Consider the following 21,466-nt stretch of genomic DNA (forward strand, 5'->3'; position numbering starts at 1 on the left):
CAGTAATTAGCCGATAGGTATTTTTGAATACACATTTATGGGGGAATTAATATGAAAGACAAATTCAAAGGTCTATTCGCAGGTTTGTTAGTCGGAACAATGATTACGGGGGGAACTATTTATGCTGCTAATACCAAGAGCATTCAAGTTACTTTCGATAATTTGAAATTTATGGTAGATGGGGTACAAAAGAAGTCTTCATCAGGACAACCGTTCTTTTACCAGGGAACAACATATGTGCCATTGCGATTTGCAGCAGAAGCTACCGGGAAAGATATTCAATATGACAGCAAGAATAAAACAATCTCGATTGGAAAAAAAGTAGGAAGTTTTAAATATTTATCTGAAATGGATTATGCGCGTGCAGAAGGTATTGCAACCAAGATGGATACATCTGGATTTTATCAACAATTCTTTATTAACCAGTGGAATGAAACTTGGAATAATAAGAAAGGACCTTTGAGAATAGCTGGCAAAGAGTATCTTCACGGTTTTGCAGCTGACCTAGGTCGTGTTTACTCAGATGAAACTGCAACCCTCTATTATAATTTAGACGGCAAATACTCTAAATTAACGGGATTTGCCGGAATTGACGATGTCTCTAAAAACTCAGCAAGCACAGGCTATTTGACCATTTATGGAGACGATACAGAGTTGTATAAGAGCAAAGGCTTAGTAGGGGGAGACTACGCGGAACTTGTAGATGTTGATTTAAAAGGAGTTGCGAAACTTAAAATTGAATTTAGTATTGATATGAATGATGATAACGATTCTGCGGCAGTAGATTTCGTTGAGGCAAAAATAATTCAATAGCTAGATGCGTCGCGCCATTCAGTTCAACTAATGAATGGTGCGATTTTTTAGTTTGTATGAGTTTTGTGGTTCATTCACTCAAGTTAGTATGTTATTATGGCTGTAATATCCAATATATTTGTATACTAACTTCACTTAATACTGAAAGCGAATACATAGTCACTCATCCAATAGAAGGGGACTACGATCATGCAAAAAATCATTCGATTACGCTGTGAGTACAACCATAACCCCATTGGCCTACAAACAACCCGGCCTCACTTCAGCTGGGAGCTGGAATCTTCCAAGCGCAACCGAAAGCAGGTTACGTATCAGATTATCGTATCCGAGAGTTCGGAGAAGGCACTCTCCGGGATCGGGGAGCTGTGGGATTCGGGCAAAGTCGAATCTGCAGAAACCTTCCATGTTGAATATGCTGGCAGCCCGCTCACTAGCGGACAACGCTGTTACTGGACGGTCAGATGCTGGGATCAGGACGACGAGCTATACGAGGCTGAAGAGGCTGTTTTTTTCGAGATGGGTATCCTCAGCCCGGATGAGTGGACCGCACAATGGATAGGTGCAGATGAGAAGACTGCATCACAGTTATTCCGAACATCCTTCTACATACATAAAGCAGTTAAACAGGCTTCCATTTCGGTGTCAGGACTAGGCTACTTCGAGTTGTATATGAACGGCGAACGAGTCGGCGACCATGTTCTTGTTCCGAACTGGACAGATTATGATGAGCGCCAGATCGAAGGGCTGCTGTATCCTTTCGATGATCAGACGTCCAAGAGGGTTAATTATCTTCAGTACGCTGTGAAGGACAATATCCGGCAAGGTGAGAATGCGATTGGAGTAATGCTCGGGAACGGCTTCTATAATCAGACGGAGAGAACGATTGAAGGGAAAATGAGCTACGGCGCTCTCCGATTAATTTTGCAGATGGCCCTAACCTACGAAGACGGTACGGTGGACTACATCCGCAGCGATGACAGTTGGAAATGCAGCTCCGGGCCCATTGTGTTCAATAATGTTTTTTATGGGGAGATCTATGATGCGAGGCTGGAGCAGTCAGGTTGGAATGACCGAGGATTCGACGATTCGTCTTGGGAACAGGCCCGCTTAGTTCGTTCTCCGAAGGGCCAACTGACGGCTCAGACTTCGCCTCCGGATAAAAAGATCAGCACGCTCAAACCAATCTCCCGTGCCGAGCCCCAACCTCATTCCTACATCTTCGATTTCGGCCAAAATTTCTCGGGCTGGGTACGAATTCGCATGCAGGGAGATGCCGGGCAGCAGATTACGCTGAAGTTCGCGGAAAATCTCGGCCCAGATGGTGGGCTGGATACATTGAGCTGTGGTGGAGACGATCAGCTTCAATCCGATACCTACATCATGAAAGGCGAAGGTATAGAGCAATATGAACCTCGATTCGTCTGGCATGGTTTTCGTTATGTGGAGGTCACTGGATACCCCGGAGAACCGGATTTAACGGATCTTGAAGGCATTGTTGTTCATGCTTCGGTCGAGCCCATTGGCGAATTCGCTTGCTCTGATCCTTTACTCAATCAAGTGCAGAGCGCTTATCGTTGGTCACAGCTTACGAATATGCATGGCGGCGTGCCAAGCGATTGCCCGCATCGCGAGCGGCTTGGATACACGGGGGACGGACACCTGACGGCGGAGGCGGCGAGTTACAACTTTGATATGGCTGCATTTTACGCCAAGTGGATTGGAGACATCGGCGATTCGCAGAACAAACGGACCGGCTTTGTCCCTCATACGGCTCCGTTCAACGGCGGCGGAGGTGGAGTCGCATGGGGGTCCGCCTACATTATTATGCCGTGGACGATGTACCGTATGTATGGGGATCGGCGTCTACTCGCTGAGCATTATGAAGGGATGAGAAGCTGGATCAGTTATCTAGGTACGCGAAACCGCGGAGGGTATCTGGTTGAATTCGAAGAACCGGACAGCTGGTTCCTGGGGGATTGGTGTATCCCGGGAACAAATGAGCTTCCTCCAACGCTAGTGAGCACGTTCTACTATGCCTACACGGTAAAAATGATGTCCAAGGCTGCCGCGGTGCTTGGTCATGAAGAGGACGCCCTACAATACGCGAAGCTGTTTGATCTCATCTGCACAGCGTTTAACGAGTCGTTTTTCGATCCCGAAACCGCCACTTACTCCGTTGGTCGACAAGGCGCAGACCTGTTCCCTCTCGTACTCGGCTGCGTTCCCGAGGGTTACGAGGATCAAGTATGGGAGCGGGTGCTGAAGCATTACCGGGATGATCTAAGCGGGCATTTGGATACGGGCATATTCGGGACGTTCTTCTTATTTGATCTGCTGAGTGAGCGGGGGGAGACGGATCTGGCGTTCAAGATGGTCACGGCAAAAGATTACCCCGGCTACGGCTACATGATCGAAAACGGCGCCACCACCCTGTGGGAATCCTGGGACGGGCATGACTCTCATAATCATCCGATGTTCGGAAGCGTCAGCTCCTGGTTCTACAAGCATGTTGCTGGATTAGCGCCGCATCCGGATTCCGTAGCATTCGGGCAGGTTGTCTTGAAACCGTTCCAAGCCGCGAATTTAACCTACGCCTCTGCATCCGTTCATACCATGCGCGGCCAGTATGCCGTCCGCTGGTCTAGAGAAGGCAGCAGCTGGGCTTGCGAGATTCAGATCCCGCCTAACGGCTCGGCAGAGGTTTATTTTCCTATCCAAAGCCGCAATGCCCTTATAACAGCCATTTTCGAAAAAGGTTACAACCGGACCGTATGGCCGTCATCTGATACAGCTCAATCACCGGATATGATCCAATGGAGGGCGGAACCGAACGATATCGTTGTCACCCTAGGTTCAGGTCGATACGAGTTTAATATGACCGTGAATCCCATGTAAAATATCGCCTGAGCCATTTTCTAATGGGTTCAGGCTTTTTATAGGAACGTTTGGCTAAATCCAATTCACCCATCCCGCGTCTTGCATGGAGAGGGTATAATGAAATTATTGGGAGTTAAATGGAGAAAGCGGAGTGAAAGCCATGCTGAATCAAGCCATGGAGCAAAGCTTAAGTAAATTAATGACGAAGATTCTTCGGCATACGCCGGAGCCGTTTGGGGTCAGCCTTGATCCGGAGGATGGTTCCTGCGGGATAACTGTTCTAATAGAGGCGATACAAGCTCAGCCGAAATGGACCGGGATTACGATTGAAGATATTGAGCAAGTTGTCCGCAACTCGGAAAAGCAGCGTTTTGCCATCGAGAATGGACGTATACGGGCAAGATACGGGCATAGTCATGATCGAGTGCAATATACGGCGGGCGAACCGCCGGCTGTTCTTTATCACGGGACGAACAGGAAGGCCTTGCCTTCCATATTAGGAGAGGGACTCCATTCGATGAGCCGCCAGTATGTGCATTTGTCGGAGGGAACTCATTTTGCAACGCTGGCGGGGAGCCGCAGGGGAGAGCTTGTGATTCTGCAGATTGATACTACGCGGGCAAAAGAAGCGGGTGTCGTCTTCTTCTTTGCAGGCAACGAGGTATGGCTGGCGGACCATGTTCCGGCAGCTTGCTGCTCGGTTTTTGAACCGGAAAAAGGGAGTGGATAACCATGACAAATTCCATTATAGATATCGGCGTAAACCTGATGCACCGATCATTTCATGAGGATCGTGACCAGATTGTGGCCAGAGCGGCGGAGAACCAAGTGACGCCTCTTATCATCACCGGCACCAGTCTAAGGAATAGTGTGGACGCGGCTCGATATGCCGGGAGGTATGCCGGGAAGCTGTACTCCACGGCCGGTGTGCATCCGCATGATGCGAAGAATTGTGATGAAGGGACGATTGCGAAGCTGCGCGAGTTGGCGGCGATGCCGCAGGTCGTTGCGATTGGGGAGTGCGGGCTGGATTACAATCGGGATTTCTCGCCGAGGGATGTGCAGCGGAAATGGTTCGGGGAGCAGATTCGTCTGGCGCTTGAGCTGGATATGCCGTTGTTCCTTCATGAACGGGAGGCTTCGACGGACTTTGTTGGGATGTTGAAGGAGCATGGCGTGCAAAATGCAGTCGTGCATTGCTTTACCGGTACGCTGCAGGAGCTGAAGACGTATCTGGAGATGGGCTGCCATATCGGGATTACGGGATGGATTTGCGATGAGCGGAGAGGCAAGCATCTCCGGGATCTGGTGCGGATTATTCCGCTGGACCGGCTCATGATCGAAACGGATGCGCCGTTCCTGACGCCGAGGGATTTGAAGGAGAAGCCGAAGGACGGAAGGAATGAACCGACTATTCTCCCGCATATATTGCAGGCGGTTGCGGAGTGTATCGGGAAACCGGCGGATGAAGTGGCACGGGCAACTACGCAGACGGCGAAGGCCTTTTTCCGCATCTAAGCATAGGGAAAACGAAGCGCAGGGCTTCCCATGGCCGACGCTTCGCGCTTATTACCGTCTTTGAAACTTGAAACCTACCCCTTACGCCTGATCCCTAAGTCAAAGGTTTTCTCATTTTCTTTTATACCACTTGGCCCACTCGTCAATAACCTCTTCTCTAGTCATTGCCAGGTCTCTTGGCCATCGGGATGTCTCCCATTCTTGAATAGCTTGTTGCTTCGTTTTATAGAAGCGGTAATCGCAAATATTCCATGGACAGTACAGCTTCCGGTACCATTTTCCGTTTGAAATGTCGACGACGAAGCGGCGTACGGCCTTTGCGGCTTGTCTTTTAGCCCATACGGCATTTGGTGTACGCTGTTCCGTCCATGCAGGCGATTTCTTGAAACTTCTGCTCATAACGCTCTAACCTCCTTAGGGGGAAGCTAGAGGCCGTCTAAAGTCTTCATGGGTCACCTCAATTCAAAGCTTGTTACGGATTGCCTATAATAACGCACCGGATAGGAAAATGTTTCTTAGATAAAGGAGGAACATCTCGTTATGGATCTGTTCAATAAAATCAAAGGCGGGTTATATGGCGTTGCTGTTGGAGATGCGCTTGGGGGAACGACGGAATTTATGACCGCCCGCGAGATCAAGCATCAATACGGTTACCTAACCGAAATCATCGGCGGTGGGGTATGGCAGCTTGCACCGGGCGAAGTGACGGATGATACGATGATGACATTATGCGTGGCCGAGGGGATTCTGGATAATCCGGCAGCTCCTGTGGAGTCGATTGGACGGCATTTTCTGAACTGGCATCAATCCAAGCCCAAAGATATCGGGAACACGATTCTTCATGCTTTTCACAATTACGAGGGAAATTGGTTCGAGGCGGCTTTCCTGACGGATCTGGATCTCGGACAAAGCGGCGGCAACGGTTCGTTAATGAGATGTCTGCCTGTGGCTCTGGCTTACCGGAAGCTAACGGATATCGAGCGGGTGTCCAGACAGCAGTCGAAAATGACTCATTACGATGAAACATGCAATGAGGCTTGCATCATCTATAATCGAATAGCTTACCGGCTGCTGCAGGGCGAGGAGCTGAAGCATGCCATACAAAAAGAAATTACCGGCACCAAATACGAGGATATGCTGACGAATGCACCCAACTGCGAGCCGAGCGGTTATGTGGTTCATACCTTCCGGTGGGTTCTTCATCTTCTTCTTCATTCCTCGAGCTTTAGCGGGGTCGTGCAGGAAGCAGCCAATTTAGGAGGAGACTCGGACACCATCGGCGCTATTGCCGGCGGTCTTGCAGGTATCGCTTGCGGCTATCCAGAAATCCCCTCTAATTACTCGAGTGTTCTGCTCGTTAAGGACCGATTAGATGAGATTTCAGAACGTTTGTACCGTATTCGAAATTATTTTCCTAATGGATTCCATTGGTATTAGCTATTTCCATTTGGATGTGCTATAATGAATTTATTAAACGTGACCTGAATTCACATCTCGTAGAGGGTTATTTTTATCAAAGGAAATAATCCTGCACGATATGTGAATTTTTTATTTTTTGAACAAAATAAGAATGTCATGTAAATCATATACAAGGTGGTAATTGAACATGGAACAAGGTACAGTTAAATGGTTTAACGCAGAAAAAGGATTTGGCTTCATCGAAGTTGAAGGCGGCAACGACGTATTCGTACACTTCAGCGCTATCCAAGGCGACGGCTTCAAATCCCTTGACGAAGGTCAACGCGTTGAGTTCAACATCGTACAAGGCAACCGTGGTCCTCAAGCGGAAAACGTTGTAAAACTGTAGGATTACGTAAAAAATGCCCCGGACTTCAAGGTTTGGGGCTTTTTTCATTATTACAGATCAGAGGAAAGAGGGATATGAATGTATTCTCGGAAAAAGACGGCTGAAGAACTGCCTACTGAATTAACAGTGGTATGGTCATGCTCTAGCGAGCAATGCAAGGGATGGATGAGGGATAACTTCTCATTATCCGAAGCTCCCGTGTGCTTCCTATGCCAATCCCCGATGATCAAGGAAGAACGAATGCTGGCTGTGGTGGCGAATACGAGCTACAGCTATCAGAAATAGAAGAACGAAAGCATCTCCTTAGCCGGGAGATGCTTTTTTTCATGTCCGGGCCGCCCCGCGCCCAATCCCCGCAACCATCCGCGCGATGCCGTACACCATCAAGTACCCCGTGCTAATGATAAAAGTCGGCGATCCCAGCACCGAGTGGATCTCGGTCATGTAGATGGTATTGTCCATAATGGTCCGGGTGGCGGATGTGGCGATAACGGTGGAGGCCAGGAAGATGGCGATGGCGGCGAGACCGCCAAGGACGGATTTGCCCGTCTGGCTCCGGTAACTGATCCATCCGACAATGGCCGCGGCTATGGCGAGCCCTGCTCCGATGATAAAGATCATAAGGTTCACCTCTACCTACAGCTTTAGGCAAAAGGGCGATTCTTATGCGGTTCTAAATTGACAGCGATTATGAGAATCGTTATCATATAAGAGGATTCTTTACATAGGATGAAAGAGGCAGTCTGGCGGGCCGGAGGCCTAGGGAAATCATGAAACGGAGGTCGGAGACGTTGTTCGATTTTAGTCTCGTAAAGATGTATTATCATATTTCGCCCGAGGGGGCGGAGCATCCGATTTACGATATACCGGCAACGGGCTTTTTTGACCCGGCCACCCTGCAAGAGGCGCTTCAGCGAAGCGGGGAGACGGTACAGGCGATCTCGAATGCGCTGCCGGCGTCGTTCATCGGAACTTCCCTGTGCAAGGTGAGCATCGTACAGCTGCTGTTCGCTTCGATGTATAATCAGCTGCTCGATATGTACCCGGACAATATCAATTACCAAGTGGAGATGCATGACGATCATGCCCATCTTGGTTATAAAATAAAAGAGCTACGCTCCATTCCGGTGCCAACGGAGCCCGAGGAACGCAAAGCCTTCCTGCTTCAACACTGGGCGGAATATTTCACCAATTTCGTTACGCCTGCGATTGAGGCGATTGCCGAGGCCGGTGACTTGAAGCCGGATGCGATCTGGCAGCAGTTCGGCGGCCAGCTCAAGATGACGCAGGATTTTATCGCGGAGCACATGCAAATGCCTCAGCTCACGGAGCAATTCCTGGCGGACGGCAAGCTGCTTGCGGAATTCCTCGATCCTGCCTTGTTCAACCGCAGACGCAATCCTTATTATCTTGCGAATCCGCGTTACGTGGAGAACCCGTATAAGCCGGAGGAGAAATGGCTCATTCCCTCTTCCTGCTGCATGTACGACCGCCGCGAGAACGGAACCAAATGCTACACATGCCCGCGTATGACGAGCGAGGAGCGGGAAGCGAGAAAATGCGAAATTCTCGCGGAAGCCGCAGTGCACTAATCTCTTCTTCGGCAAAAAAGAGTATCTTCCCGGTTATCCCGGTGAAGATACTCTTTTTTCATTTATCCGTTATCCGCTCGCAGGTAGGAGTGCTCGCTATTGAGCAGCTTCTTCAGGTCCCCGAATTTGACCTTAACCAAGGAATTACTGATGGTAATGGTACCCACCAATGAAAGTAGAATGACTAAGCTTTGCGGAAGCGGGTAGCAATATCGATCAGTTAGGGTATTTCTGGTAATTAAGTAGTTGAAAAAGCTGCGCTCCGGGCGATGACGAAGGATGCAGCGATGGAATTTGCCATTCACGGCGTACGGGTCAACTCGATTCATCCGGGGTACATTAATACGGCTATGCTTGAATGGGCTCCAAGATGGTTTTCGATGGAGGCGCAATGGCTAGATAAGCAATTATTTATTCTTATATAAGAGGTGGCTTTCATGATGCGTTTCGAAAACAAAGCAGCAATCGTTACCGGCGGAGCAAGCGGCATTGGGGAAGCGACCGTCCGTGCATTTGCGGCCGAAGGAGCGAAGGTTGTCATCGCGGATTTCTCGGACCGCGGCGCAGCGGTATCCGAAGAGCTGAACGGTCAGGGCTTCGATACCCTATTCGTAAAAACAAACGTAGCCGAAGAAGCAAGCGTTAAGGCGATGGTTGCCGCAACGGTGAAAAAATACGGCAGGCTGGATATCCTGTTCGCGAATGCCGGCATTGGCGCGCAAGGCGTTACCCATGAGCTGTCCATGAAGGACTGGCAGCGCATGATCGACATCAATCTGACAGGCGTTTTCCTGTGCGATAAATACGCGATTGACCAGATGCTGAAGCAGGGCACTGGCGGCGTAGTCGTGAACTGCGGCTCGATTCATAGTCATGTAGCCCGCAACACGATTCCGGCTTATTCGGCGGCGAAAGGCGGCGTGAAGCTGCTGACGCAAAGCACGGCGATTGCTTACGCGCAGCAAAATATCCGCGTAAACGCCGTTTGCCCGGGTTATATCGATACGCCGCTTATTCAAGGCGGCAGCGAAGAGGCGCGCCAATATCTGATTAATCTGCATCCCATGGGCCGTCTCGGCAAGCCGGAGGAAATTGCGAAGTCGGTTCTTTTCCTCGCAAGCGAGGACGCGTCTTTCATTACGGGTACGACACTGACCGTAGACGGCGGTTATACGGCGCAATAACGATCAATGGCGGCGACCCCCCTATCCATTTGGTTAGGGGGCTTTCTATGCGGGTTTTTGAATCTGGCTCCCGGAATGGTACAATAGTCCAAGAATTTGAAATTCGAGGAGCTGTAATAACCATGAGCGAACTGAATGAACAAGAATTGGTGAACTATCTGGCGGAGAAGACCAAGGTATCGGCTGATACGATCAGCCTGGTGCTGAAGCACGAGCAGGCTTTTATCGATAAGGCGCAAAGCTCGGCTAAAGGTCAAGTGATCGATATCGACAGCGATGAGCTGGTCGATTATGTGTTGAAGCAGCGCGACGTGAAGCTGGACGAAGTAACCGTCGAGAAAATTCTCGATATGGAGATGGATTATCTCGTCGAGAACGGCTTTGCGGAGCATGAAGACTAATCGGTTAACCTAACGCCGTAACGAAGAAGAAGGCCATCTGCCCGTTTGGGGCAAATGGCCTTTTTATGTTCCCATGTTATTGCGATACAGCGGCTATCCTTTAATCGTTACCGAATTATCGCTTGTATTGTTCTTCAGATCGAGGTGAAGAATTTTGCTGAAGAATTCATCCGGCACATAGAGCGAGCCTTTCATTAATTTAGGCGCGGCAAACAGCTGAACCGGAGCCATTTTGTTAATGGTGTAGCTGTTTTTGCTTACGGTTACCAAAGTCCATTGCGCATCGCGGGAGATTTCCGCGCTTTGCGTTTTGTTGCTCCATTTTACCTTGTAGCCCAGCGCCTCCGCAGCTTTACGAAGCGGAATGTAATGGGCGCCGTTCGGGCCAGCCGTCAGATCCTTGGTGGACAAGGTTAAGGTTGGGCCGACCGATGTGGTGGCATCCACCGGAATGTTGATGATTCCGCCGGCATAAGGCGCAATCTCGTATTGCTGGAACACCAGATTGACGATACCTTTGCCGTCAACGAAATAAGTATGATCAGCACCGATTTTGAACGTTGTCATGGCGTCCGGGAAGAAGTTATCCGGGTTTTTGCTGATGGCGTAACGCACCGCGCTGTTGGCTGCCGCAAAGCCGCCGTCGCCAAGCGCCTGCTCAAGCGTCAGCTCGGCAGCCTGCTGGCTGTTTACGATATTGTAGCCCTCTACGGCAGTACCGCCATGGGCGCCGCCCATGTACTCGTAAGTAGACACGGTGAACGAGACGATGCCTTTCGCGGCCGTGCTTCCGTCGGCTTTCAGCTCGTAGGCTACGTTAAGCTCATAAGCACGGAACGGATAATCGTTCTCTGCGGCGGACTTTTTGTCATCGGCCGCCATAGCCTTTAGCTTGTCGATTTCTTTGGTCGCTTTTTCCTCGATGGTGGCGTTTAATTTATCTTGATAGGCGGTATCGAGCATACCGCTGATCACAGGAACGGAGATTTTTACGGTAAGCAGATCGGAGGTTTCCTCAATTACTTTCGTTGTTACTTTAACGGCTTGCGTATCGGGAAGCACTGCGCTGATTGGCACGGTTGTGATCGGTTCGTAAGTAACGGCAACAGGTGCGGCAGTAGATTCCGCTGCCAGGGCAAGCGCGGGAGTATAGGCAAGCAGGCAAGAGCCGGCGACGGCAATAGTAAGCATTTTGAAAGGTTTTTTCATGATGGATGGCCTCCTCAATATAGGTTCGGAAATTGAAATCACCAAGTAGACGGATGAGTGTATCGAAAAGTTTCATTGCTTAACTAATTTATATTCCGGCCGATCGGAGACGTCTCCTCCCAAGGTGATCGGTATCCATCGGGCGTCTTTAATGGTAAATTCGCTTTAATGCCCCGAGTAGTTAAGGCCGTTAACAATCTTGACTGTTTTAGCCAGGAACTCGTGCGAGAGCAAGAAGGGCGGAATCCGTTTAAGCAAAAGCATCAAATAGATCTCTTCGTAGGCAAACCCGAGATTGGGGTAGAACGATGAGGCCTCTTGTATATCTTTAACCAGCAAAACGATGGATGAACCCGTAAAAACCTATTTAAATCCAATCTAGCCTTGTCAGATTAAACGGTTGAAGAGCGGCAGGGCCGGAGCGTAGCGAAAGACATGCTCGCTGAGAATCGCAGCGCTCGCCTTTTTATCCGGATTTCTACCGCACAGCGGTATATTCAAGGAAATCAGGGTACAACAGCGATCGAAGGAGCATGTCTTTTGCGCAGCGACAATGCCCGCCAATCACTACGCTATTCAAGCAAATAGCCGATTGACGTAACCAACACCGGGGCTGCCGCAGGCGAAGAGGTTGTCCAGCTGTACGTACGCGATGTTGTCGGCGAGGTTGTCCGCCCGCTGAAGGAGCTGAAGGGCTTCCGGAAGCTGGCTATCCAGCAAGGCTAGACGCAGACGGTAACGTTTGAGCTTACCGAGGAGCAGCTTCGTTATTACCATGCGGATTTGCAGCTGAAGAGAGATGCGGGCGAGTTCCATGTCTTTGTGGGCCCTAACAGCCGCGATGCGGAAGCCAAATCGTTCCGTCTTACGAAATAAAAGCAAAAAAAGCGCGGGCCAGCCACAGGCAGGTTTGCGCTTTTTTTGCTTACAGCGACTTTAATAGAGCATGCCTATCAGATAATAGCCAATCTCCACTGACATATCAGGGATTATCTGCCGATTGCAAGGTAAAAGAAAGCATGGCGGTTTATTTCGGACATTCCGAGAGCGAACTAAATATGTATCCGCATTCATGAGCGGAAAACAGACTAATCTGCCCTTTTTCGCTTGTATATCATGGTTTACAGGAAAGGGGAAACGGGTCTATGATCAAATCTGCAAAACTTCATATGTTCGTATTCGCTGAGTTTCCGTTAGAAACGGAAAGCAGGGGAACCAAATGCGATAGGCAGGAACGTTTATGCTTGTCGCCGGGGTGAATCGGCATGCCGGCCGCAATGTTGCGGCAGCAGGCCGTAGGGCGACTCTAGACGCCCGAATCCGTCAGCTAACCTTGTAAGCGTTGATAGAGAGGGTGAACTTCGGTTATTTACGGGCCGCGGGAGGATACTCTGCGGTCTTTTTTCTATGCGTAGAAAAATGAAAAGGTGGTTACATTAGCACTGATAAGTGTTTGAGTAGCCAAGTATCCAGGTATTAGATGTTTAACTTCAACTTTGGCGGTGACCTGTGTGTTTACTCTTATCAAAAGATTACTGATCGGGCGTCCCCTCAAGTCCACGGAATTAGGGGAACAGAAGCTCATTAAGACGAAGGCGCTTGCGATCCTGTCCTCGGATGCCTTATCATCCGTTGCTTACGGGCCAGAGCAGATTTTGCTCGTCTTGATGACCGTTAGCGCAGCGGCGTTTTGGTATTCGATTCCGATTGGTGTCGGGGTGCTGGTCTTATTAACGGCACTTATCCTGTCTTACCGGCAAATCATATTTGCCTACCCGCATGGCGGAGGAGCGTATGTCGTATCGAAGGAAAACCTCGGGGTATTCCCGGGCCTCATATCCGGCGGCGCTTTGCTGGTCGATTATATTTTGACCGTAGCGGTAAGCGTCTCGGCGGGCACGGACGCGATTACGTCGGCTTTTCCAAGCCTGCATGAGCATTCGGTACTGATCTCTATCCTGTTTGTCCTTTTTATTACGATATTAAACCTGCGGGGCGTGACGGAATCCGCGTCTATCCTTGCTTATCCCGTTTACTTGTTTGTGCTGGCGATTGTTGTCATGGTCATTGTCGGCTTGTACAAAATCGCCGCCGGCGACGTATCGCCTGCGCTTCACACCTCGTTAGGCACGCCGGTTGCGGGCATCAGCCTGTTCCTGCTGCTCCGTGCGTTTGCATCCGGCAGCTCGGCCCTGACCGGGGTTGAGGCTATCTCGAACGCCATTCCGAACTTCAAGGATCCGGCGCCGAATAATGCGGCCAAGACGTTGCTGGCGATGGGCGGCCTGCTCTCGATCCTGTTCTCGGGCATCGTGTTCCTCGCTTACTACTACGGCGTCTCCCCGAAGGAAGACGTGACGGTTGTATCGCAGATTGCCGAAGGGATATTCGGGCGCCATACGATGTATTATTTTATCCAGGGTACAACGGCGCTTATCTTGATCCTGGCGGCGAACACCGGTTATTCCGCCTTCCCGCTGCTTGCGGTTAACCTGGCGAAGGATAAATTCATCCCGAGAATGTTCACGGCACGCGGTGACCGTCTCGGTTACTCGAACGGCATTATCAGCTTGGGGATTCTGTCCATCATCCTGATCGTTGCGTTCCAGGGCAAGACCGAGCACCTCATCCCGCTGTATGCGGTTGGCGTATTCATCCCGTTTACGCTGTCGCAGACGGGGATGCTGGTCAAATGGTTCCGCCAACGGCCGAAGGGCTGGGTCGGCAAGTTCACAATCAACTCGATCGGCGCCTTGATCAGCTTTATCGTAACGATCATGTTCTTCCTGACGAAGTTCGAACAGGTATGGTCGATTCTGATCTTCCTGCCGCTTATTATTTTCGTCTTCCACCGGATCAAGAAGCATTACGAAGCCGTGGGCGAGCAGCTTCGCCTCGCAACCTGCGAGCCTGTGATGCCGATAGAAGGCAACGTGATGATTTTGCCGGTTTCGGGGATTACGCATGTGGTGGAGCATTCCATTCTGTATGCCAAGTCGCTGAAGGCGGAACAGATCATTGCCGTGTACGTTCCTTTTGAGAAAGAGGATGAAGCCATCTTCGAAGAAAAGTGGGAGAAGTTCCAGCCGGATGTCCGGCTTGTAACCCTGCATTCGCCTTACCGCTCGATCTCGAATCCGCTCTTCAAGTTTATCGATACCGTGCAGCGCAAGGCGAGCGAGAACAATTACCAGGTAACCGTCATTATTCCGCAGTTTATTCCGAAGAAGGGCTGGCACAACATTTTGCATAACCAAACGAGCTTGATGCTCCGTGCCCAGCTGCTGTACCGCAAGGATGTCATCATCACTACCGTGCCTTACCATTTGAAAAAATAGCGAAAAGCCTCGGTCCCGTCGGGACCGAGGCTTTTTTAATGGTGCAGATTGGGTTAGCTTAACGATGCCGCGCATCGTTAAGGCGTTGAAAAACAGCCGAAATTGCGCGCAAAGCGCAGATTTGGGCCAGCTTAACGATACCGCGCATCGTTAAGCAGACGGCACCCGCCCGGGCGGGTTACAACTCCGCTTCCTTAACGGAAGCGGCTCTTTGTTTCGACGGCCAGAATACCCCTTTGCCGATCCATACCGTCAGCGCCGGTACGAGGAAGGAGCGGACGATAAACGTATCGAGCAGAACGCCGATGGCGGTCACCGTGCCGAACTGCACCAGTACCTGAATCGGCAGCGTCGCGAGGACGGCGAAGGTACCTGCAAGAATGATACCCGCGGAAGTAATGACCCCGCCGGTCTGTGCAACGCCCTCTACGATCGCGCGGTTAAGCGGCATCGTTTTGCTCTTTTTCCAGATGCTCGACACCATAAAGATGTTGTAGTCCTCGCCCAGCGCGACCAGGAAGACGAAGGCGTAAAGCGGAATCAGACCTTGAATCGCTTCGGCGCCAAACAGGTAATGGACGACAAGCCAGCCTATGCCTAAAGCGCTGAAGTAGGAGAGAAGCACGGTGCCCATCAAGTAAAGCATCGCCACAAACGAACGCAGGTAGAGCAGCAGGAGCAAGGCGATCATCCCGATAATAACGGGAATAATTCGATAGGCATCGCCCGTTGTCTCGTGCCGGGTATCGTATTGCTCGGCGGTCGCGCCAGCAATCCATACTTTGTCTGCTGCATCCGTAATGCCGGCATCCGATAGCGATTGTTCCGCGGCAGAGCGGATCACCGGTATCATATCGAGCGCTTCAATCGAATACGGGTTCATCGCAAGCTCAACATTGTAGGATACGATGCTTGCATCCTTCGTGTTCGCTGCAGGCTCGGAAACGCTGCTGATATTCGCCAGCTCTCCTAGCTTCCGATCAAGCGGCAAGGCTTTGCCGTCGGTCTTCACGAGCACCTGTACCTTGGCCAGACTTCCTTTGGAGAAGTGGTCGCCGATTAAGTCGAAGCCTTCGCGGGAAGGCATATCCTTCGGGAAAGAAGACAGCGTGTCGTACGTAAATTTGATTTGAGTCGAAAAAGCCGCCGTTATGCCAAGCACGATTAACGTCGAGATAGCAATTGTTTTCGGACGTTTCACGATGGCTTCGCCTAGCCGGATGCCAAAGCTTGTTTTGGTCTTTGGCGCAGGCAGCGGCTTGTTCTTGCGCGCGGCGCGGGCAGCCGTCATCTCCGGCGTACGCGGTACGAACGGATAGAAGGAAGCGCGGCCGAGAATGGCAAGCATTGCCGGTACAAGCGTCAGGCTTGCAATCATCATAATGAGGATCGACAAGCTGAACGGCACCGCGAAGCGGTGAATCGCGCCGTATTCGGCCAGCAGCAGCGCGAGCAAAGACATCACTACGGTCAAGCCGCTCATCGTAATGGCGCCGCCGGAGTCGCCCAGCGATTTGAGCAAGGCTTGCTTTTTATCCGGTTCGGTAGTCAGTACGCTGCGGAAGCGGGCAATCAGGAATAGACAATAATCGGTTCCTGCGCCAAAGAGCAGCACGGTCATGATCGATAAACCCTGCGAATCATACGTAATCCAGCCTTCGTCCGCCATCCAGCCTAGAATCGGGCCGGTCAAGCCGTAAGCGAAGCCAACCGCAACCAGCGGGATGAGTGCAAGAATAGGCGAGCGGTAAATGAATAAAAGAATAACGAGCACAAGCAGCGTTGTTGCGATCAACAGGGACACGTCCGCGTCCTTGAACAGGGAGGTGGCATCCACGCCGATACCGGCAGGACCGGTAATCCGGCCGACAAGGCCTTCCCCGCTTAGGGCGGCGTCAAACGGCTTGGATGGAAAAAGGCCATTCGCATCCGCCTGCAGCTGCTCCAGACTGATCTTCAGATCGTCGGAAGAAGCGTTCTTGTCAAATACAACGGTCTGCAGGAAGGTCGTACCGTCCTCGGATACCATCGCTTTTAATGCCGGAAGCGGCATCTCGTGAAGCGGCGGCAGCTCCGTCTGCCGCGGCAGCGGTTCATCCGCCAGCTTCTTGGATAAAGATTGGATCCGGCTAAGGTCCTCATCGGTGAGACCCGCGATTCTATGCCAAGCGATAATAGCCGGAATGCCGTTATGTTCGTTTAAGGCATCGGCCTGCACGGACGGGGCGCTGCTCACAAGATTGGCTGCGGCATCGTCCTTATGATCGCTGGAGGAGGGCAGGAGGGCGTTGGCAAGACCTACAACAACAATCCACAGCACCAGAGTGATCCATCGTCCCCGTTTGCCGCTGACGGCATCCGCTATGCGTTTCAATCCGTTCATCTTTTCTCATCTCCCTATCGATAACCTAAATCCTATATCTTTTCTTCTCTTCCTTGATCTGAGGCAAGCCCGTACAGCAGAATATCGACGGTTCGCGTTGCCCGAGCTTCCGCCGGTATGGGGGTGCTTGCGCCTCCGCGCGGCTTGCGTTGAACCATGCTTAGCAGCGTAAAAGCGGAAGGGATCGGGTCAAGTCCGAACTGCTCCGCTCCTTTCAAATGGCCGTTACGCTGTCCTTCCTCGAACAATTCGGCAATGGGTATCAAATAGCATTCCTGCCACCATTGATTGATCAGCTGCCGATTTTCCGGGCGGAGCTCCTGGCGGATGTCCCGTTCCATTTGGCTGAGATCATCGGGCATGTTGTTCAAAATGTATACGACGAGCTTGATGAGTCGTTCTCTTACCGAGCCTTCGCTTGCGACAAGATCGTTCATGGCGATTTTCGTCTCTTCCGTAACGGCTCGCAGCACCTCGGTATAGAGAGCTTCTTTATCCGCGAAATAATGGTACATGGCAGGCTGTGTCAGGCCGCAGGCTTCCGCGATCTGGCGGGTCGTAACCGACCGGTAGCCATGCTCCATGAACAGGTCATGCGCGGTATGGATAATCATCGAGCGGGTTGCTTCGTCAAGGGGTTGTTTTTTTCGGCGTGCCATCGTTAAATACTCCTTTTGTCTGAGATACGGTTCCCTCCTTTTATTTTATCACATGATAAATAAACTGATTCGAAAATTATTTTATCGCTTGATAAATTAATTGGCAAGATAAAAAAAGCCGGATGAACCTAAAAAGGCTCATCTGGCTTGTCTTGTTCAAAACCCGTTCACAATTGATTAGAAGTCGAAGTTGTCCGGATCCGGACCAACCCGCCGGTCTTCGTTCAAAGCGTCGATTGCGTCCATATCCTCGGAGGACAGCTCGAAATCGAACACGTGGGCGTTCTCGATCATGCGGGATTCCTTGATGGACTTCGGAATCGTTACGACGCCGTTCTGCAGATCCCAGCGCAGGATGACTTGGGCTACGGACTTGCCGTGCTTGGCTGCGATTGCGCCCAGTACCGGATGGTCAAGCAGCTGGCCTTGCATAAGCGGGGACCATGCTTCGAGCTGAATGTTGTGCTCGCGAGTGAAGGCGCGGAGCTCCTGCTGGGCAAGCATCGGATGGTATTCCACTTGATCGACCATCGGTACAACCTCGGCATCCTTCATTAAATCCTGCAGATGATGCACGTGGAAGTTGCTCACGCCAATCGCCTTCACGCGGCCTTGCTTGTAGAGCGTTTCGAGGGCGCGCCATGCGTCTTTGTACTTGCCTTCAACCGGCCAATGGATCAGGTACAGATCCAGGTAGTCCAGGCCAAGCTTGTTCAGGCTTGTCTCGAAAGCCGCTAGCGTCGACTCGTATCCGAGATCGGCGTTCCATACCTTCGAGGTAATAAACAAATCTTCTCTTTCAATGCCGTGCTCAGCCATCGACTCGCGGACAGCTTGGCCAACGCCGGTTTCATTATCGTAGATGGCTGCCGTATCGATGCTGCGGTAGCCGTTCTTGATCGCGTCTTTCACGGATTGAACAACGACGCTGCCGTCCTCCACTTTGAATACGCCAAGGCCAAGCCAAGGCATGGCTAAGCCGTTATGCAGAATCACTTTATCGTTTAAATGTTTTGCCGTTCTCATGGGGAAATTCCTCCTAAAATAAATGGTAATGAATGGTCACCCTAGCGGTCCCCTATAGACAGCTAGGGATGATGCCTGCTTCGTAATCATGGACTTCATTTAAGCCGAAGCTTTCAGTTCTTCGCCTTTTGCATCTTTGTTTTCCATCGAGCGGCTCCATGCGGTCAGAGCAACGGCGCCAAGCACCATAATGGCCCCAATCCAAGGGGTATGAACCAAGCCAAGCTTATCGGTAATAATACCGCCGACGTAAGCGCCAATGGCGATACCGGCGTTAAAGGCCGAGATGTTCAAAGCGGATACGACGTCAATGGATTTGGGCATATACCGTTCCGCAAGCAGAACGACGTACATTTGAAGACCCGGGACGTTCATGAAGGCCAGCAGGCCCATCAGGGTAATCGTCACTAAGGCGGCAGCCGCGTAAGGCGCCGTGAACGTCAGTACCAGCAGGATAACCGCCTGCAGGATAAACATCACAAGCAGGGCCGACAGCGGCTTTTTATTAGCCGCTTTACCGCCGATGATATTGCCTACCGCAATCGCGACGCCGTACAGAACCAGAATGCCCGCAATCGTACTCTCTTTAAACCCGGTGATATCATGAAGCAGCGGCGACAGATAGGTGAAGACGACAAAAGTACCGCCATATCCAAGCATGGTGATGGCAAAAGCGAGCAGCAGCCGTCCGTTCTTCAGTACTTTGAAAGGCTCGCTCAGCTTCGTCCGGTTCCCCTTGCGCAGCGTGTTCGGAATAAGCAGCAGATTGGCTATAAGCGCAATGACGCCAATCACGGCAATGGCGATGAACGCCGTGCGCCATCCCATATGCTGTCCAAGCAACGTGCCAAGCGGCACCCCGGTAACGGTGGCGACCGTAAGGCCCGAGAACATCATCGCAATCGCGCTGGCCCGGCGGTCTTCGGGGACAAGATCGGCGGCAATCGTAGAGCCGATCGACATAAACACGCCATGCGAGAAGGAGGAGATTACGCGGGCGATGAGCAGTACCGCGATACTTCCCGCGCTTGCCGCGAGGCTGTTGCCGAGAATAAAAATGATCATAATCGCGATCAGCAGGGTTTTGCGCGGTACCCTGGAGGTCAGGGCGGTAAGCAGCGGAGCCCCTACGGTGACGCCTACCGCATATAAAGTAACGGATAAACCCGCTGTCGTAACGGATATGTTCAGGTCTTCCGAGATTAAAGGCAGAAGTCCAACACTGATGAACTCCGTCGTTCCGATAGCAAAAGAGCTGATGGCAAGCGCGAGCAGCGCCAGCGCCGAGCGGCTCTGTTTGGTAACCATTTCGTTGCACTCTCCGTTTCGTAATGTTGTATTGTTCGGCCGGTAAGTGCTATTATGGAGGCAATCGGTCAATGTGACTAGTACGCACTATTTTGTAATATAGATACCAAAAGGTAATATAGGCACTAAAAAGTACCTATGAACAGGAGGAGCAGCAATGGATACAACAATCGCACCGCCGAAGAAATACAACATCTCCGTGGAGGCAACGCTTGAAGTGATCGGGGGCAAGTGGAAATGCGTGATTTTGTGCCATCTGACGCATGGCAAGAAAAGAACAAGCGACTTCAAGCGGCTTATGCCCTCTATCACGCAAAAGATGCTGACCCAGCAATTAAGGGAGCTGGAGGAAGACGGAATCGTGAACCGGATTGTCTACAACCAGGTGCCTCCAAAGGTGGAATACGAGCTTACGCCATACGGAGATAGTCTGCGCCCGATCCTGGATTCCTTATGCAATTGGGGAGAGCAGCACATTATCAAGGAGTACGGCAGCAAAGCAGCGGTTCTGGAGGATAACATCCTTAATAATTTACATGACTAAAAATAAGCCCGTCCGGCCAAATCTGGCCCGATGGGCTTATTGCTGTTCCTCGTGATCGAAGATGAGCATGGTAACCGGATTGGATGAAGCGGTGCCCGGAATGCGTTCGCCTCCAGAGGGTCAACGGTTTGACGCTGGCAAGACGAGTGCAGTATAATCGAATCACTAATTTAGTAATTTAGTAGTTATTAATTCTATGCATTTCTTTGACCAAACGGAGGTACCTGTTAATGAAAATCCCTACAACTTTAAAGCATAAACCGGTGATCGTCTCTGAAAATTACGAGCAGGTAGACGGGCGCTACGCAGAGCACACGGACGCGAAAGGACTGTCGCTTGGGCTTGCCCAATGGAACGACAGAGGCAAGGTTGAAATATCGGCGAAGGTATGGCGTTACACCGGCGAGAAATGGTCGCGCCAATCCGAAGAGCTGCCGCTTCACCGCGTGCTGGATCTGGCGATTCTGATCACCCGGTCGATGCAGCATTTCCGCGAGGAGTCCTACCGGTACGATAATCTTTACGACCCGGAGAAGCCGGTCATTGACCGCATTGGCCTGCAGGGGGATGCCATGACAGTCGAGGTGTGCACGGATAACGAGAAGATCAATCAGGACATCAAGCTGTTCAGCCAAGCGCTGAGCGACGACGATGAGCTCAACGGGGAACGTCTGCGCACGTTGTCCCGCATTTTGAAGGAGCTGGGCTATTAAGGTTCGTGTTCGTCCTTCTGACAGCCGGCGTTATGCTTCTTCCCAGCGATGATAGTCATGGGGCGGTATGCCATTTCATAGAATAAGGCATACC

Annotated in this window: 21 protein-coding genes, 1 pseudogene and 1 riboswitch; of the genes and pseudogenes, 14 read left to right on the top strand and 8 right to left on the bottom strand. The window is 51.2% G+C overall.

Annotated features, from left to right (window positions below; genetic code table 11):
* The first annotated feature begins 51 nt into the window (after window positions 1-51).
* The 4 genes from FHT67_RS12645 (at window position 52) to FHT67_RS12660 (ending at window position 5,208) form a co-directional block, all read left to right on the top strand.
* Window positions 52-813 carry an NPCBM/NEW2 domain-containing protein gene (locus tag FHT67_RS12645; RefSeq protein ID WP_167198620.1) on the top strand — a complete coding sequence of 254 codons (762 nt, stop codon included), beginning with the start codon at window positions 52-54 and terminating at the stop codon, window positions 811-813.
* Between the two features lie 189 nt (window positions 814-1,002).
* Complete coding sequence (locus FHT67_RS12650; RefSeq protein WP_167198623.1) at window positions 1,003-3,708, top strand: alpha-L-rhamnosidase; 2,706 nt, start codon at window positions 1,003-1,005, stop codon at window positions 3,706-3,708.
* 142 nt (window positions 3,709-3,850) lie between these two features.
* Complete coding sequence (locus FHT67_RS12655; RefSeq protein WP_167199671.1) at window positions 3,851-4,420, top strand: RNA 2'-phosphotransferase; 570 nt, start codon at window positions 3,851-3,853, stop codon at window positions 4,418-4,420.
* A gap of 2 nt (window positions 4,421-4,422) precedes the next feature.
* Window positions 4,423-5,208 (top strand): TatD family hydrolase, encoded by a 786-nt coding sequence (locus FHT67_RS12660; protein WP_167198625.1) that lies wholly within the window; start codon window positions 4,423-4,425, stop codon window positions 5,206-5,208.
* A gap of 111 nt (window positions 5,209-5,319) precedes the next feature.
* Here the strand turns inward: FHT67_RS12660 and FHT67_RS12665 are convergent, their stop codons facing one another.
* Window positions 5,320-5,607, bottom strand: a complete 288-nt coding sequence (locus tag FHT67_RS12665; protein ID WP_167198628.1) for a hypothetical protein — start codon at window positions 5,605-5,607, stop codon at window positions 5,320-5,322.
* A 141-nt stretch (window positions 5,608-5,748) separates the two neighbouring features.
* Here FHT67_RS12665 and FHT67_RS12670 point away from each other — a divergent pair, with 141 nt between their 5' ends.
* The 3 genes from FHT67_RS12670 (at window position 5,749) to FHT67_RS12680 (ending at window position 7,300) form a co-directional block, all read left to right on the top strand.
* On the top strand, window positions 5,749-6,645 hold the full coding sequence (locus FHT67_RS12670; RefSeq protein WP_132312855.1) for an ADP-ribosylglycohydrolase family protein: 897 nt from the start codon (window positions 5,749-5,751) through the stop codon (window positions 6,643-6,645).
* Between the two features lie 169 nt (window positions 6,646-6,814).
* Window positions 6,815-7,015, top strand: coding sequence for a cold-shock protein (locus FHT67_RS12675; protein ID WP_012772304.1), 201 nt, complete (start codon window positions 6,815-6,817; stop codon window positions 7,013-7,015).
* Between the two features lie 78 nt (window positions 7,016-7,093).
* Window positions 7,094-7,300 (top strand): cold-shock protein, encoded by a 207-nt coding sequence (locus FHT67_RS12680; protein WP_132312856.1) that lies wholly within the window; start codon window positions 7,094-7,096, stop codon window positions 7,298-7,300.
* 39 nt (window positions 7,301-7,339) lie between these two features.
* Here FHT67_RS12680 and FHT67_RS12685 read toward each other — a convergent pair whose 3' ends face one another.
* Entirely contained in the window at window positions 7,340-7,636 is a 297-nt protein-coding gene (locus FHT67_RS12685) for a hypothetical protein (protein WP_167198631.1), read from the bottom strand.
* A gap of 149 nt (window positions 7,637-7,785) precedes the next feature.
* Here FHT67_RS12685 and FHT67_RS12690 point away from each other — a divergent pair, with 149 nt between their 5' ends.
* From FHT67_RS12690 to FHT67_RS12705, 4 genes and pseudogenes are all read left to right on the top strand, one after another.
* The gene (locus FHT67_RS12690; protein ID WP_167198634.1) at window positions 7,786-8,607 is read left to right on the top strand and encodes a (2Fe-2S)-binding protein; all 822 of its coding nucleotides are present in this window, start codon (window positions 7,786-7,788) and stop codon (window positions 8,605-8,607) included.
* Window positions 8,608-8,864: 257 nt separating this feature from the next.
* A pseudogene (locus tag FHT67_RS12695) lies at window positions 8,865-9,032 on the top strand (SDR family oxidoreductase); the annotation flags it as partial.
* Between the two features lie 15 nt (window positions 9,033-9,047).
* On the top strand, window positions 9,048-9,791 hold the full coding sequence (locus FHT67_RS12700; RefSeq protein ID WP_167199674.1) for an SDR family NAD(P)-dependent oxidoreductase: 744 nt from the start codon (window positions 9,048-9,050) through the stop codon (window positions 9,789-9,791).
* Window positions 9,792-9,913: 122 nt separating this feature from the next.
* The gene (locus FHT67_RS12705) at window positions 9,914-10,192 is read left to right on the top strand and encodes a hypothetical protein (RefSeq protein WP_167198640.1); all 279 of its coding nucleotides are present in this window, start codon (window positions 9,914-9,916) and stop codon (window positions 10,190-10,192) included.
* A 93-nt stretch (window positions 10,193-10,285) separates the two neighbouring features.
* Here FHT67_RS12705 and FHT67_RS12710 read toward each other — a convergent pair whose 3' ends face one another.
* Window positions 10,286-11,401, bottom strand: coding sequence for a PdaC/SigV domain-containing protein (locus FHT67_RS12710; protein ID WP_167198643.1), 1,116 nt, complete (start codon window positions 11,399-11,401; stop codon window positions 10,286-10,288).
* Window positions 11,402-11,977: 576 nt separating this feature from the next.
* Complete coding sequence (locus FHT67_RS30670; protein ID WP_481856703.1) at window positions 11,978-12,283, bottom strand: hypothetical protein; 306 nt, start codon at window positions 12,281-12,283, stop codon at window positions 11,978-11,980.
* Between the two features lie 288 nt (window positions 12,284-12,571).
* Window positions 12,572-12,759, top strand: a riboswitch (cyclic di-AMP (ydaO/yuaA leader).
* Between the two features lie 153 nt (window positions 12,760-12,912).
* Here FHT67_RS30670 and FHT67_RS12720 point away from each other — a divergent pair.
* Window positions 12,913-14,739 (top strand): amino acid permease, encoded by a 1,827-nt coding sequence (locus FHT67_RS12720; protein WP_167198646.1) that lies wholly within the window; start codon window positions 12,913-12,915, stop codon window positions 14,737-14,739.
* Window positions 14,740-14,917: 178 nt separating this feature from the next.
* Here FHT67_RS12720 and FHT67_RS12725 read toward each other — a convergent pair whose 3' ends face one another.
* The 4 genes from FHT67_RS12725 to FHT67_RS12740 form a co-directional block, all read right to left on the bottom strand.
* Complete coding sequence (locus FHT67_RS12725; RefSeq protein WP_167198649.1) at window positions 14,918-17,122, bottom strand: MMPL family transporter; 2,205 nt, start codon at window positions 17,120-17,122, stop codon at window positions 14,918-14,920.
* 32 nt (window positions 17,123-17,154) lie between these two features.
* Window positions 17,155-17,781 carry a TetR/AcrR family transcriptional regulator gene (locus FHT67_RS12730; RefSeq protein WP_167198651.1) on the bottom strand — a complete coding sequence of 209 codons (627 nt, stop codon included), beginning with the start codon at window positions 17,779-17,781 and terminating at the stop codon, window positions 17,155-17,157.
* A 177-nt stretch (window positions 17,782-17,958) separates the two neighbouring features.
* Window positions 17,959-18,807, bottom strand: coding sequence for an aldo/keto reductase (locus FHT67_RS12735; RefSeq protein WP_132311460.1), 849 nt, complete (start codon window positions 18,805-18,807; stop codon window positions 17,959-17,961).
* Window positions 18,808-18,906: 99 nt separating this feature from the next.
* Window positions 18,907-20,115 (bottom strand): MFS transporter, encoded by a 1,209-nt coding sequence (locus FHT67_RS12740; RefSeq protein WP_132311458.1) that lies wholly within the window; start codon window positions 20,113-20,115, stop codon window positions 18,907-18,909.
* A gap of 157 nt (window positions 20,116-20,272) precedes the next feature.
* Here FHT67_RS12740 and FHT67_RS12745 point away from each other — a divergent pair, with 157 nt between their 5' ends.
* Together FHT67_RS12745 and FHT67_RS12750 are read left to right on the top strand one after the other, a co-directional pair.
* Window positions 20,273-20,659: a winged helix-turn-helix transcriptional regulator gene (locus tag FHT67_RS12745; protein WP_132311456.1), complete on the top strand. Its 387-nt coding sequence runs from the start codon at window positions 20,273-20,275 to the stop codon at window positions 20,657-20,659.
* A gap of 230 nt (window positions 20,660-20,889) precedes the next feature.
* Window positions 20,890-21,372, top strand: a complete 483-nt coding sequence (locus tag FHT67_RS12750; RefSeq protein WP_132311454.1) for a DUF6530 family protein — start codon at window positions 20,890-20,892, stop codon at window positions 21,370-21,372.
* The last annotated feature ends 94 nt before the right edge of the window (window positions 21,373-21,466 follow it).

Source organism: Paenibacillus sp. BK720, assembly GCF_011761545.1.
Classification (GTDB): Bacteria; Bacillota; Bacilli; order Paenibacillales; family Paenibacillaceae; genus Pristimantibacillus.